Source organism: Rothia sp. HMSC08A08 (genome assembly GCF_001808385.1).
Classification (GTDB): domain Bacteria; phylum Actinomycetota; class Actinomycetes; order Actinomycetales; family Micrococcaceae; genus Rothia; species Rothia dentocariosa.
In genome coordinates this window covers 26,128-40,019 of the sequence record NZ_KV793056.1, presented here as the reverse complement: position 1 = coordinate 40,019, position 13,892 = coordinate 26,128, and the positions used below count along the sequence as shown (strand labels likewise).

Annotated in this window: 13 protein-coding genes, 1 tRNA gene and 1 pseudogene; 13 read left to right on the top strand and 2 right to left on the bottom strand. The window is 49.3% G+C overall.

The genetic code is table 11. The annotated features are described in order from the left end of the window. From HMPREF3164_RS11020 to HMPREF3164_RS00800, 3 genes and pseudogenes are all read left to right on the top strand, one after another. Positions 1-503: pseudogene (locus HMPREF3164_RS11020) on the top strand (hypothetical protein); the annotation flags it as partial. Between the two features lie 71 nt (positions 504-574). Beyond that, positions 575-1,006 carry a ribosome silencing factor gene (gene rsfS, locus HMPREF3164_RS00805; RefSeq protein ID WP_048779238.1) on the top strand — a complete coding sequence of 144 codons (432 nt, stop codon included), beginning with the start codon at positions 575-577 and terminating at the stop codon, positions 1,004-1,006. Positions 1,007-1,166: 160 nt separating this feature from the next. Continuing rightward, positions 1,167-1,239, top strand: a tRNA-Ala gene (locus tag HMPREF3164_RS00800). Positions 1,240-1,486: 247 nt separating this feature from the next. Here the strand turns inward: HMPREF3164_RS00800 and HMPREF3164_RS00795 are convergent. Next, positions 1,487-2,260 (bottom strand): SDR family NAD(P)-dependent oxidoreductase, encoded by a 774-nt coding sequence (locus HMPREF3164_RS00795; protein ID WP_070448478.1) that lies wholly within the window; start codon positions 2,258-2,260, stop codon positions 1,487-1,489. Between the two features lie 306 nt (positions 2,261-2,566). On the opposite strand from HMPREF3164_RS00795, the gene HMPREF3164_RS00790 reads away from it, so the two are divergent. From HMPREF3164_RS00790 to HMPREF3164_RS00770, 5 genes are all read left to right on the top strand, one after another. Then, positions 2,567-3,844, top strand: coding sequence for a glutaminase (locus HMPREF3164_RS00790; RefSeq protein WP_048755293.1), 1,278 nt, complete (start codon positions 2,567-2,569; stop codon positions 3,842-3,844). Positions 3,845-3,867: 23 nt separating this feature from the next. Next, positions 3,868-4,335, top strand: coding sequence for a P-loop NTPase family protein (locus HMPREF3164_RS00785; protein WP_048752882.1), 468 nt, complete (start codon positions 3,868-3,870; stop codon positions 4,333-4,335). A gap of 268 nt (positions 4,336-4,603) precedes the next feature. After that, positions 4,604-5,182 carry an excalibur calcium-binding domain-containing protein gene (locus tag HMPREF3164_RS00780; RefSeq protein ID WP_070448477.1) on the top strand — a complete coding sequence of 193 codons (579 nt, stop codon included), beginning with the start codon at positions 4,604-4,606 and terminating at the stop codon, positions 5,180-5,182. Positions 5,183-5,291: 109 nt separating this feature from the next. Next, complete coding sequence (locus tag HMPREF3164_RS00775; protein ID WP_004004806.1) at positions 5,292-6,197, top strand: polysaccharide deacetylase family protein; 906 nt, start codon at positions 5,292-5,294, stop codon at positions 6,195-6,197. Positions 6,198-6,266: 69 nt separating this feature from the next. Continuing rightward, a complete protein-coding gene (locus tag HMPREF3164_RS00770) occupies positions 6,267-6,908 on the top strand; it encodes a DsbA family oxidoreductase (protein WP_083297307.1) in 642 nt (213 codons plus the stop codon). A 211-nt stretch (positions 6,909-7,119) separates the two neighbouring features. Here HMPREF3164_RS00770 and HMPREF3164_RS00765 read toward each other — a convergent pair whose 3' ends face one another. Next, positions 7,120-8,076 (bottom strand): polysaccharide deacetylase family protein, encoded by a 957-nt coding sequence (locus HMPREF3164_RS00765; RefSeq protein ID WP_070448475.1) that lies wholly within the window; start codon positions 8,074-8,076, stop codon positions 7,120-7,122. 144 nt (positions 8,077-8,220) lie between these two features. Between HMPREF3164_RS00765 and HMPREF3164_RS00760 the strand changes: the two genes are divergently transcribed. The 5 genes from HMPREF3164_RS00760 to nrdE all read left to right on the top strand — a co-directional run bounded on the left by HMPREF3164_RS00760 (position 8,221) and on the right by nrdE (position 13,853). Then, positions 8,221-8,712, top strand: coding sequence for a hypothetical protein (locus HMPREF3164_RS00760; RefSeq protein WP_048779248.1), 492 nt, complete (start codon positions 8,221-8,223; stop codon positions 8,710-8,712). Positions 8,713-8,979: 267 nt separating this feature from the next. Continuing rightward, positions 8,980-10,083 carry an App1 family protein gene (locus HMPREF3164_RS00755; RefSeq protein ID WP_048779250.1) on the top strand — a complete coding sequence of 368 codons (1,104 nt, stop codon included), beginning with the start codon at positions 8,980-8,982 and terminating at the stop codon, positions 10,081-10,083. 789 nt (positions 10,084-10,872) lie between these two features. After that, a complete protein-coding gene (nrdH, locus tag HMPREF3164_RS00750; protein WP_004004799.1) occupies positions 10,873-11,100 on the top strand; it encodes a glutaredoxin-like protein NrdH in 228 nt (75 codons plus the stop codon). Between the two features lie 69 nt (positions 11,101-11,169). Continuing rightward, a complete protein-coding gene (gene nrdI, locus HMPREF3164_RS00745) occupies positions 11,170-11,700 on the top strand; it encodes a class Ib ribonucleoside-diphosphate reductase assembly flavoprotein NrdI (protein ID WP_004004798.1) in 531 nt (176 codons plus the stop codon). Next, positions 11,673-13,853, top strand: a complete 2,181-nt coding sequence (gene nrdE / locus HMPREF3164_RS00740; RefSeq protein ID WP_037230970.1) for a class 1b ribonucleoside-diphosphate reductase subunit alpha — start codon at positions 11,673-11,675, stop codon at positions 13,851-13,853. Before nrdI ends, nrdE begins: the two co-directional genes overlap by 28 nt. Positions 13,854-13,892 lie beyond the last annotated feature (39 nt).

Sequence of the window (13,892 nt, the reverse complement as noted above, 5' to 3'; positions counted from 1 at the left end):
AGGTTTCCGAGCGTACCGGTGCCACCCCGAAGGTAAACGCGCGTACTGGTTCGCTTTCACAGGTGAAGAAGTCTGATTCTGCACCCGCTAAATCTCCGACAACAGGTTCTACCTCTGCTGTTAAACCATCGCCTCAGAGTAAGGATGCAAAGCCTGTTGCACCTTCGAAGAATAAGCCAGGCTTTGATAAAGCTCTAAATGATGGCAAGAACCTCACGTCAGACCAAGCAACTGAACTCGCACAGCGCGTGTCTGCACGTACGGAAAAGGCGATGACCTCCTCAATTGCGAAGGTTAACGCTGCTAAGTCTCCTCGTAGGCTTGGAAATACTGCAAGCATGAAACAGGTTCCTGCAACGAACACGGATGAAACAGTGTCGAAGTATGAATCTATTGAGACAAGCGAAAACAAGTCCTTGTCCCTGCTGTCCTGGATCGTAATTATCGGGTGCATTGTCCTAGCTATTCTGGGTGTGTACATGTTTATCTCCAATCAAAGGTAACGATTGGCATTAAGCATTTGCTTGCTTTGGCGCCTGTCCGTCAGAGAAACCTGGCGGCAAGAAAGGAAAAAATGACTGCTGCACAGTCCTCTTGTGAGGCTCTGCGCATTGCCGCCCGAGCGGCGGAAGAAAAACAAGGAACCCAGCTTTTTGCGGTAGATGCTTCTGACGCTATGGGGCTGATTGACGGTTTCTTGGTAGTTTCGGCACATAATGAGCGCCTCGTCAATGCGGTTGCTGATGAAATTGAGGATGCGCTTCGAGAACAGGCTGATTTGAAGCCTGTACGCCGAGAAGGACGTGCATCTGGTCGTTGGATTCTCCTGGATTTTGGGGACATCGTAGTGCATGTTCAGCATGTAGAAGATCGCGAGTTCTATGCTCTGGATCGTTTGTGGGCGCAGGCTCCGCGTATTGAACTAGGAGTTACCCATGAAGTTCCGTTTGACCTAGAAGGCGAAAGCGACGAGGAAGCGTCTCGGGTCGTTCCTGCTGACGAATAACAATTTTGTTGCACCATGCGGGCACCGCTGAGGTATACCAGAATTTGGTATCTTCGGCGGTGCTCTGCATTTTATGTCTGTACCAGTGCGAGAACTTGCATGCGTGGCAGAAAGATGTGTATTATGTTTTCTGTTGCTAAGGCAACGCAAAACTATATGAGGGGATATGGCGCAGCTGGTAGCGCACCTGCATGGCATGCAGGGGGTCAGGGGTTCGAGTCCCCTTATCTCCACTATTTACCGTCTGGTCCAAAAGGACTGGGCGGTATTTTATTATTTTTCTAACAGTACATGGTGCTTTCACATGAATGTACCTTTGGCGCGTAATAGTATTTGTCCCTCACACGAAATTAATAGTGCGAAGAGATAAGAGGGGTATGGCGATTACCCCGAACAATACATTTAAAAACCTAGCTAAGATTCTAAAAAGAGTTTAAAGAATGTGCTCCTTCATCCAGGAAAGAGAGGGGGGTATGCATCTTATTGAGAGCTCCTATGTTGAAGTGCACGATCGACTATTGTCATAACGAAGCGCTTAGGCACCACACGGGTTACAAATCGTGCCACAATGGCGTTCCCCACTCCATCCACAAAACTGGGTTTCGTGGTTTTTAGAGTACGCAACGTGTTGTCTAACAGCTGATGGACAGAGCGCATTTTTCCGACTGCTGCAGATTCACCGGCGATTTCAAAGAATGAGGTATCGGTGGGGCCGGGACAGACCGCAAGTACGCGGATGCCGTCTTTTCGGGTTTCGGACCAGAGCGCTTCAGTAAAGGAAAGCACGAATGCTTTGGTGGCACCGTACACCGCCATATGCGGCAGTGGCTGAAAGGCAGCAGTCGAAGCAATGTTGATGATGGTTCCGTTTTTGCGTTTACGCATAGCGGGCAGATACCGAGCCGTCAGACCTGTTAATGTGAGGCAGTTAAGGCGTACTTCTTGTTCCAGACGCTCAGGGTTCTCATCGGCGACGTCACCGGAGGTTCCAAACCCTGCATTATTGACGAGTACATCAATCTCTAACCCGGCACGGTTCGTTTCTTCCCAGAGTCGCTCAGCCGCATCGGGTTCGGATAGGTCGAGAGCAAAGACGGTAACTCGAATACCATGCTGAGACGTGAACTCCTCGGCGAGCTTATTGAGCTTATCCTGGCTGCGCGCGACGAGTACGAGATCTTGTTTTTGGGCAGCGTAGCGACGTGCAAATTCTTCTCCGATGCCCGAGGAAGCACCAGTAATTAATGTAGCCATGATTCTCCTTTCGTAATTTTCGTATCAATGTCAAAGCTACAATATACGGTCGTGCTAAAGACCTGCAGGACACGAAAAACTACCTGAAAGCAGAATTTGCCCTAGCCCTTGAGAAGAGGAAAGGGGAATACACCTATGAACAGATGGAATAGTTAAGCCATATTTGGAGTATTTAAGACGTAAAAGCTAAACTTCAAGAAGCTAGGGAATGGGCGGAATCTTGCCACCGCGAAGATGCATGAAGTTTCTACGCTCAAGAACCTTACGCCGTGTACTAGGAAAATATCATCCGTCAGGAGGGAACTCATGCATTCACCTATACCGAGCTACCTTGACGAAGTCCTCCAAAGCGTTGCGGCCGATAGAACGGGTGTACTTGCGAATTATATTCCTGAACTTGCCGAGGTTGATCCTGAACGTCTTGGCGCCTCTATAGCTATGGTCGATGGGGAACTCTATGCTTCCGGCGATACTGATTCGCTATTTACCATTCAATCCATCTCAAAGCCTTTCGTGTATGCTTTAGCCCTTGCTGATCGCGGGTTTGAGAAAGTCTTAGACAAAGTTGGAGTTGAACCGTCCGGGGAACCCTTCAACGAGATCTCCCTTGAAGACAGCTCTGGTCGTCCGCTAAACCCCATGATTAACGCCGGCGCAATTACCACGCATTCTTTAGTCGGTACAGAAACAATGAATCGGGCAGAGCGTATGGAACGTGTGATTTCTGGGCTCTCTGCCTTCGCTGGCCGTTCCCTTGACGTTGATGAAGCGGTGTACTCATCTGAAATCGAGCACGCGCATCGTAATCTAGCGATCGCTCATATGCTTCGCAGTCACGACATTCTCACGGAGAACCCCACCGGTGTAGTCGAAGGCTACACCCGTCAATGCTCTTTGCTGGTAACCGTGCAGGATTTGGCGATGATGGCGGCAACTCTGGCAAACTACGGAATTCAACCCGTTACCGGGGAACAGGTAGTACCTAAGACAGTGGTGCGCCAGGTACTGAGTGTTATGTTCACCTGCGGTATGTACAACGCTGCAGGGGACTGGGCAACGCAGGTCGGAATTCCTGCTAAAAGTGGGGTAGGCGGGGGAATTATTGGCGCCGTACCGGGCCAGCTGGGACTAGCAACATTTTCACCACGCCTAGATGTACACGGCAACAGCGTGCGCGGTGTATCTCTCTTCGAACGGTTTTCCTCAGATATGGGCATGCACGTTATGAACATACCCACTGTTGCTCGGTCCGCAATACGAGCTAACTACCGAATAGGCTCCGGTGAGAAAATAACCCAGGTAATTCAACTGCAGGGCAGAATTAGATTTGCCGGTGCAGAGCGAGTTATCCGTGAAATTGTTGATACACACTACACGGGAACACGAATAGCACTCGATATTAGCCGAGTTTATTCTGTGGATGAGGTAGCCCAGCATATGCTTCTAGAAATTATGAGAAGAATGAGACACGAGGGATACACTGTATATCTGATTGATCAAGATGACACTATTACAAATCTTGAGGCCTTGAAAGCTATGGATGTTGCCGTATTGGGCAGCATTGACGAACTCGAACACTATTAGCTCTTGAGAATTTATAAGGTGTCATGATGAAACGTATTGCTATTTTAGGCCGCGGTGGTGCCGGTAAAAGTACCCTGGCTTCCTATCTTGCTACCCGCTATAAACTACCTGTTTTCGAGCTAGACCAGTATTTCTGGGATGAAGACCTTACGCCTACTCCAGTAGATCAGTGGAATGTTATTCATCAGCAGATCATCTCTGAGCCTGAATGGATTATAGACGGTGATTTAGGCGTGTATGATACCAAACTACTAGAACGGCTCAAGGCGGCAGACACGGTTATTCTCTTAGACTTTAGCGCTCTCGTATGCGGTATGCGTGCGTTACGGCGCTCCCCGGAGAACCTAGAATTTTGGAAATGGATTCTGCGCTATAGGCGCGACAGCTTGCCGCGTATTATGGCGGCATGCGCGCATCCAGAAGTACAAGCCCATATATACCGGTTCTGTGCTCCTGCCGAGCTCGATAATTTTCTCGAAAACCTTCGATAGCAAGAATATTATGCTGAATTTTGTGAGGCTTCTAGGGAAAATCTGAAGATCTTCTGGAGAAGACATTCGTTATAACTTAGAGATAAAAACTTTATAATAATGAACCTGTTCTAAGAAACATATGTCAAGATATGACTCCATTGGGAATTTCTCAAATATAAAAACACGGAGTATTAGAGACCATAAGTTTAGGCTAAACTAGTACAGAGAGCTACGGTAGCTCTCCATGAGGATTTATTCACCACTCATTCATGAGGAATAATTGTATATGAGAAACCACATTGTCGCGGTGGCGCTTATTGGTGCCGTGTTGTTTACCGGATGCTCCGGCAATAATGCCCGCAAAGAACAAACCCCTTCTTCATCCCCATCAGTCTCTGCGACGGTCTCTACGAGCACTTTTGCAAGCCCTACGGCTTCCATAACTCCGTCACTAACCCCTACTCCAACTACATCTCCCACTATTTCTGAAGTAACGCCAGAACCAGCTGCCACTGCTGACGCTGAACAGCATGAGGATGTTGTCGAGGTACCTCTTGATGACGCCTCTACTTCTACCCCTCAGCCCGAGGCAGCTCAACAACCTTCTCCGGTTCAACAGCAACAGGATCCCGTGCAGCAGCAACCTGTTGCTCCCGTGCCTGCGCAGACTTCGGCGCAGCAACGGCATATTGCCCCGGTTCCAGAACAGCCTGCGCCTGTAAATAACGGTGGTGGTGTCTATTACAAAAATTGTGCTGCTGTACGGGCGGCAGGGGCTGCGCCTTTATACCGCGGACAGCCGGGGTATGGAACTCATCTTGATTCAGATGGTGATGGTATCGCCTGCGAACCTAAAAAGAAATAAACCCTAATAACTACGTTATAAAAAGTTGGGTGGGAACGCTCCCGCCCAACTTTATAAGTTATGTAAAAGCACTATGTCTCTGCACGAGAGCACGATAGGGTAGAAGTATATGTACCCATATAAACACCAGAGTCCAAGCAAAGAAACTCCACATCGTAATTCGGCGGATCGTTTCACCCGTATACCACGCCGAGCGGCCGTTTTAGGTATGCTCACCCCGCTTTTGGGCGCAGGCGTGCCTTATGCCGTAACACGAGATGAAAAGGTCGCGGGTATTGAAGAATCAGCATCATGGGTAGATTCGTCCTCTGCATCTTCGGCACCAGCGTTAGATTCCTCAGAAGAGGATGACCAGCAGAAAGCGGCTTTGCCGGAGTCGATAAACCCCATAGAGGTGGCGCACCCGTGGGATGAACCGCAAACCGCTTTGGAAGGTGCAGGGAACTATATTGCTTGGACCGTTGATGACGGGAAAAGCCCTGATGTTGTGCGCGCCTATGCAGATTTTGCCGCCCGAACGGGAACCCGGCTTACCTTCTTTATCAACGGGTCATATAACGCTTTTGAACCGAACCTAGACGTTCTTAAACCGTTGGTAGAATCAGGGCAGATTCAAATCGGCAATCATACGTGGTCGCATGCGGCGTTGACTACGCTAGATGATGCAGGAATTGCCGAAGAATTGACGAAAAATGACGAAGAGATACAGCGGCTTTTCGGCGTGTCTTCTAAACCATATTACCGCCCACCATATGGATACTATGATTCTCGTGTGCTTGAGGCTGCGGCAGGTGCAGGATTCGACAGGGCGGTTCTCTGGTACGGGTCTTTAGCTGATTCTTCACCCATACCTGCCGAAGAAATATACGCATATTCCAAAAAATATGCGAACTCGCAGACTATTCTCATTGGTCATTTGAACTACCCCGGAGTTATTGAAGTGCTCGATAAGATCAAAATGCTTTTGGACGAACGGAATCTTACCCCCGTAACCTTGCGCGACTATTACGGGTAGAACGTACGCTGGGATAAATTAGTGCTGTGCGAGTTTTACCGGCGTAATCGTTAGTCTCTTGAAAGGTACATGATGCGCGTAGATATTTGGTCAGATATTGTTTGCCCTTTCTGCTATTTAGGTAAGAGGAATTTTGAAATAGCTCTCGCCCAATTTGAGCACCGTGATGAGGTAGAGGTTCGTTGGCATAGCTTTGAGCTCGACCAAAATGCCCGGGAAGATAATGCTTTGCCGCTTGCTGAACGTATTGCCGCGAAATATTCTCTCAACCTAGAGGAATCTATTGCTACCCAAGAAGGAATAGCAGAACGTGCCCAAGAAGTGGGCTTGGATTTTAACTGGCGCATCGCAAAGTACGGCAATAGTTTTGATGCTCACCGTATTATTCATCACGCAACTGCACAGGGGAAAGCAGCAGAGGCTCAAGAGGCTTTCAAAAAAGCATATTTTACGCAGGGACGCTCCATTGAAAAACACGAGTCCATTCGGAAGATCGCCTCTGATATTGGCCTTGATTCACGTCAGGTTGATGAAATACTCGCGGGCGACCACTATGCTGAGGATGTGCGCGCTGACGAACGCGTGGCACAGGAATTGGGCATCACGAGCGTTCCTTTCTTTTTGATTGAAGCGCAGTGGGTTATTAACGGAGCTCAACCGTCCGCGGCAATTTTGGAAGGGCTCAACCGGGTTTGGACTGAAACTCACTAGCCCTAAATTATGAGCCCTGTAAGACCGAACACGGCTTCAAAGCTCTAATGCCTCCAAGGGGAGAGCGGAAGGAACAACCTGCGGATTCAGTGGGCATGGCTGTTCCTATGGCAACCAAAGCAAATGATGCTAGATCAAAACATGTGCCTCTCTAACTGTTTGCTGTACCTACGGTCAAAGATGCACATATTTCTTAAAATCCTGTATGTTTCTAATTTCCGGTGGTGCCAAGACCAGATCCCGCGGCCGGAGCTGGGGAAGCTGGTTCTTCTTTCTTTTCGTCCTTCTTATCTTCGGGTTTTGGTTCGGAGGCCTTACGTTCTTCCTCGGTTAGCTCATCAAAATAGTCGTTGAGTGTGACCGTGATGAGCTTACGCTCGGCGACTAGCCCAGCAAGACGATCAAGAAGCGGAATAATGGTCGTGAAATTCAGATGCCCTAACAGGATTCGTTGCGGCAGAACGTATTTGAGCGATCGCATATAGATAACACGCGCTGAGGTTTTGGCCTCATCTCCGAGAGTTCCTTCCCACAGCACCGGGCGCGTGTATCCTACGCTAGCGGCTACTTTGAGCACTCGCGCATCATAGCTGCCGTAGGGCGGACGAAAATAGGGCTTTGCCGAGACCCCAAAAACTCTTTGAATCTCAGCTTCGTTCTTCTCTAGTTCGTGCTTAATCTGATCATCTTTGAGAGTTTTTAAATCGGGGTGACTAAAGGTGTGGTTTGCAATTTGAAGCTGTCCGGTTTGCACTAGCGGCTTAAGCACATCAACATTTTGAGTGAACCCCACATAGGTCATATTGACAAAGAAGGTTAGGCGCACACCGGTACGCGCAGCAAATTCTGCGTAGGCTCGAATTGTTTCTGGGCTGACTCCATCGTCAACGGTCCACGCTATATAACGTCCTTCACCCGGCAGGCGGGTCATAGGGGCAGACCACGGCTGTTTCGCAATAGTTGCTACGTTGAAACCTTCATTCGGCTTTGGCGGCGCTGCGGGAGAGAACGTGAGCGACTCAGGAACATTATCCTGTGTTTCATGAGCGGTAGAGGAAAAATCGCTAGTAGTCGCATTAATAGTCTTGGGCGTGGAGGCAAAAATAATCGGTGCTAATGCACCGAGAGAACCAGCGAGAAGCAGACGGCGTGAAGGAGAGTGCGACATACTCTTAAGGATAACGTGCGGTTAGCTCAAGAGATGACCATCGACGCTTTTGCGAAAGTGTCAGATTTTAACTAGTACGGATACAATGCTGAAACCTTGCATCATCTAGCGTTTTCGCCTGTAGCCTACTGTTACCATGGACATATGGTCAAGAAAATTACTCTCGTTGCGGCCGCTTCGGTTGCGTTACTCACTGGGTGCTCCGCAGAAGTTGTGCCCGGTTTGTCTCTGAATTCCGCTCCAGACTATGGAAATCGCGGCGATATTACCGTCTCTGCCGAGATCCTAAACGGCAGTGAACATAATGGTTATAAGGCTCAAACTGGAAAGCTTCGGATCTTTCAAGACGGTCAAGAAATCAACTCTGCCGAACAGAGTCTAGAAGCGAAAACTAACTACTACCGACTGACTTCGACTGATAACCATGAGTTGGCTGGCAAGGTCATTCAGGTAGCTGTTTATGCGGATAACCCTAATGACGTGGTGAAATGCGGTATCAAAGTTACCGGTGAAGAAGAGCCTGTGCACCACGTAGAACAGTCAGAAGGTAAAGGCGCGGCGTACTGCCAGGTAAAACTCAGCTCAGGTCCATTCCAGCTGCATACTGAAGAATCCGGGCAGTCTGAGCATCACTAGAAAGTGGTGAGCACTGAACTGATACTTGTTCCTTCATCGGCTGAGAGTATCTGATCTATCGCACACACTAAATCCGTAGCAGCCCTAACGACGAACGAGAAGGACTCGGTTTCCACAGTAGAGGGGAACCGAGATCCTTTTCTCTTTAACCCGTTTGAATACCCCCTGAGAAAAAGGTTGAGCGGCTATGAAACTAATTGATGAGGACGCTTTAGAAGTCGAACTTGAAAATAGGGTGTTATTGCAAGATATGGAAAACTAGAAAGCATGGAGAATCTAGGCTCACAAGAATTGCGCAGCGTGGTCACCGAAGTTGCAGGTGAAGCCGTTAACCTAGGGTATCGTATGGGCGATGCCGTGCATCGTTGGCGTGAACAGCGAGCTGTGGCTCACGGGCGTGAGCCTATTGTGGTGCCTTCTGAAGGATATGGACGGGTAGCCACAGATACTGAATCCGGGTGGGTGCGTATTCTTGGGCGTGCCCTCTATAAGACGGCTGCTTTTGAAAAACTCCTGCATGTGGTGGAAGGCACCGAAGATACCGATAACCCGACGCGCGGGTGGCGGGCTTTTACCACCGTTGCCATGTCGGATGTGTATGTGACTATTCTTATTGCGGGGCATACGTTTGAGGTACAAACCGACCGTGGTGGAGTGCTGGATGTGCGCCTTGACCTAGACTTACCGGCCGGAATGCATAAGGTCATCATGTATATACCGGGTTCCCGCGCCGTTGAAACTAACGTTTATATCGTTCCGGAATCCCAGAAAATCGGGGTTATCGTAGACGTCGATGATACCGTTATGGTGACTATGTTGCCGCGTCCTCTTGTCGCTGCGTGGAACTCTTTTGTACTGGATGAGCACGCGCGCATTCCGACCCCGGGCATGGCGGTGCTCATGGACCGCATTCATCGAGCACATCCTCAGGCACCTTTTATGTATCTTTCCACTGGCGCTTGGAATATCACACCGACACTGCGTCGCTTTCTGACCCGCAATGGCTACCCGCGTGGAACCTTCCTATTAACAGACTGGGGGCCAACTCCTGACCGCTGGTTTAGGTCGGGGTCCCAACACAAAGTGAACTCTCTAAAACGACTTGCCCAAGAATTTCCCCAGATGCAGTGGATTCTTATCGGCGACGACGGACAGCGTGACCCGGATATATACAACGGATTTGCGGTGCGCTACCCGCAGAACGTCGCCGCTATTATGATTCGTAACCTCACGGTGGGGGAGAGCGTTCTCGCCTCTGGGCGGGTCTGGAGCGATCAGAGAGCGCAAAAAATGACAAATTCTCCATTGTGGATGGAGGCGAATGACGGGCATACATTGAGCCGACTGCTTCGTGACCGAGGACTTCTCTAAACACGTATTAGGTTATACATCTGTATGGCTGTTCTCTGTAGCGTGGGGAAGAGCTGACCTCATCTTGAGGGCTGGCAGGGGAAGATCAACTATTGAGACAGTAGATCATTACGCTTATCCACAGGCGAACTGTACTGACCTCATACGAGATGTGGGTTTTACTGGGTTTGACGATTTCTTTCACAAAAACCCAACAACACGCCGATCATCTGAATGTTTCAAAAATTTCTTAATCACATCTTTGCCATACTCTCAAAAGCCATAAAAAACTTCCAACACGACGCATGTAGGTGGATTCCAGTCGAGTTTTTCAGCCTCGTTCCGCAGAGAATCAAGGAATGGGTATAAAAGCTTAAAAATCAAGAGGGAAACAATGCCAGAAATCTCACACAAAGGCCTGTTCGCCCTGAAAAAACAGAACAGATTTTCAGTTTAAAAGAGCGATGCGCGTTCCGCTCACAGAGCCGATATGTGGATAACTCTGTATTGTCCGCAATAATTAGCGGAATTACACTCTCCTGAGGTGTGGATAAACTGAATGTCCTTGTGCTCGCGTGTGGGTTTCTCGAACAAAACATCCACACTTCACCACAGCATCTTGTGCCAGAGAAATTTTCAGACACAACATGTAGTATTAATACCCGGCTCGATTCTTTGCGCGGCCGATGACGAAATGCTTCCAGTCTTCTAGAGCTAAAGGAAGTCTCATCAAGCACAAGAATCCTCTGCCTTGCACACAAAGTATTCACGCAATTACGCTCCGCCTTGGGGCTGACAAGGAGAAAACCGATGGTAGTGACCGTGTACACCAAACCGCAGTGCGTTCAGTGCAACATGACTTACCGGGCGCTAGATGCCAAGGGCATCAACTACGACAAAGTAGACATTACGGAAGATTCCCGGGCGCTAGAGATGGTTAAGTCCCTCGGATACATGCAGGCACCGGTCGTCATCGCCGGTGAAGAGCATTGGTCAGGATTCCAGCCTGACAAGATTAACGCGCTTGCATTAGCATAGGCGGCAGCGTCAAGCACGACTCAACCCACAGAATTTCCGTGGGTATTCGATCGTGGAGTAAGGAGAAATATGAGCACCCCCCTCGCACAAAATCCTACGCATGAGAACGCTGAGATTCAGAAGATTATTCTTCAGACACGTGATGCCGCTGAGGGCCGAGCGACTCAAAGCTCGTTGGGTAAGGATTCGCCGCTCGTTGTCTACTTCTCCTCAATTTCAGGCAACACTCATAAGTTCGTTGAGAAACTACAGGCACGAAACGTGCGCCTTCCTCTGCGAACTAAGGATGAGACTCCCGTTATGCACGAACCCTATGTGCTGTGCGTACCCACATACGGGAAGCCTGAAGGTGCAGGCAATGTTCCCCCGCAGGTAGTCAAATTCCTGAACAACGAAGAGAACCGTCGCCAGCTTCGCGGTGTTATCGGATCGGGAAATACAAACTTCGGATCTCTCTTCGGAATCGCAGCAGATATTGTGGCGAAGAAATGCGATGTTCCCTTGCTCTTCAAGTTCGAGCTTATGGGAACCTCCTCAGATGTCGAAAAAGTAAACAAAGGATTGGAAGAATTTTGGACGCAAAACTGCCTTCAGCGCTAGAGACTCTCGGTGCCGGACACAGCTCCAAAGCGGTACCTGACAAGTTCAAAGGTATGAGTTACCACGAGCTGAACGCTTTGCTGAATCTCTATGATGAAAACGGCATGATCCAATTTGACGCCGACCGTCAAGCCGCACGTCAGTATTTTCTTCAGCATGTTAATAACAACACGGTTTTCTTCCACGATCTCGAAGAAAAAATCGAGTACCTGATTGAGAATCAGTACTACGAGCCGGAACTCTTCGACCGGTACAGTTTTGACTTTGTGAAGTCTCTTTTCAAACGTGCCTATGCTGCCAAGTTCCGTTTTCCCACCTTCCTAGGCGCCTTCAAGTTCTACACTTCCTACGCGCTCAAGACCTTCGACGGTCAGCGTTACCTGGAGCGTTTCGAGGATCGTGTATGCATGGTGGCTCTGCTTCTTGCTGAAGGCAATGGAAAACTTGCAGAAGAGATCGTAGATGAGATCATTTCCGGTCGTTTTCAGCCCGCAACCCCGACCTTCCTGAACGCTGGTAAGAAGCAGCGTGGTGAGCTCGTTTCCTGCTTCCTGCTGCGTATTGAGGACAATATGGAGTCGATTGGCCGTTCCATCAACTCTGCCCTGCAGCTTTCAAAACGTGGAGGCGGTGTCGCGTTCGCCCTCACGAACCTACGTGAGTCTGGGGCTCCCATCAAGAAGATAGAGAACCAATCATCCGGTGTTATACCTGTGATGAAGCTCCTTGAGGATGCGTTCTCATATGCAAATCAGTTGGGTGCTCGTCAGGGTGCAGGCGCGGTTTACCTGCACGCGCATCACCCCGATATTTATGCTTTCTTAGATACTAAGCGTGAAAACGCGGACGAGAAGGTGCGCATTAAGACCCTGTCTTTGGGCGTTGTGATTCCTGATATTACCTTCGAGCTGGCAAAGCGTAACGAAGATATGTATCTGTTCTCGCCCTACGATGTAGAACGTATCTACGGAGTAGCTTTCTCAGATATCAACGTTTCTGAGAAGTACTACGAAATGGTGGATGACTCGCGGATTCGCAAGACCAAGATCAACGCGCGCGAGTTCTTCCAGACTATTGCTGAGGTGCAGTTCGAGTCCGGGTATCCCTACGTGATGTTTGAGGATACGGTTAACCGGTCTAACCCGATTGAAGGCAAGATCATCATGTCTAACCTTTGTTCGGAGATTCTGCAGGTTTCAAAGCCGTCGATTTACCATGACGATTTGAGCTACGCCGAAATTGGGAAAGATATTTCGTGCAACCTTGGGTCTCTCAACATCGCAATGACCATGGACGGTGATGACCTAGGAAAAACCGTCGAAACCGCTATTCGTTCGCTTACCGCAGTTTCCGACCAATCCGATATTCGTTCCGTGCCGTCTATCGAACGCGGTAACGATATGAGCCACGCGGTCGGTCTGGGGCAGATGAACCTGCACGGGTACCTGGCGCGTGAGCACGTTTACTACGGTTCCGAAGAAGGTCTGGACTTCACCAATATTTACTTCTACACGGTGACGTACCATGCTATTCGCGCTTCCATGGAGATCGCCAAGGAGCGCGGCGTGACCTTTGAAGGGTTTGAGAGTTCAAAGTACGCTAACGGTGAGTTCTTCGCCAAGTACATTGAGAAGGAATGGGAACCGCAGACCGAACGGGTGCGTGAGCTGTTTGCTAAGCATCATATTCCGACCCGCGAAGACTGGATTCAGCTTGCCGCCGATGTAGCCCAATACGGCATGTACAACCAGAACTTGCAGGCCGTTCCGCCCACCGGGTCTATCTCGTACATCAACGGTTCGACTTCTTCGATCCACCCGATTGCTTCTAAGATTGAGATTCGTAAGGAAGGTAAGCTGGGGCGTGTCTACTACCCGGCACCGTTCATGACGAACGATAACCTGGAATACTTCCAAGATTCCTATGAAATTGGGTACGAGAAGATCATTGATACCTATGCCGTGGCAACGCAGCATGTGGATCAAGGTCTGTCTTTGACTCTCTTCTTCCGAGATACTGCGACCACTCGCGATATTAACCGTGCCCAGATTTACGCATGGCGTAAGGGTATCAAGACTATTTACTACATTCGCCTGCGTCAGATGGCTCTTGAAGGCACCGAAGTTGAGGGCTGCGTATCCTGCATGCTGTAAATGAGTCAGCATCTTACGGGTTTCGGGGTGCAAGAGGTT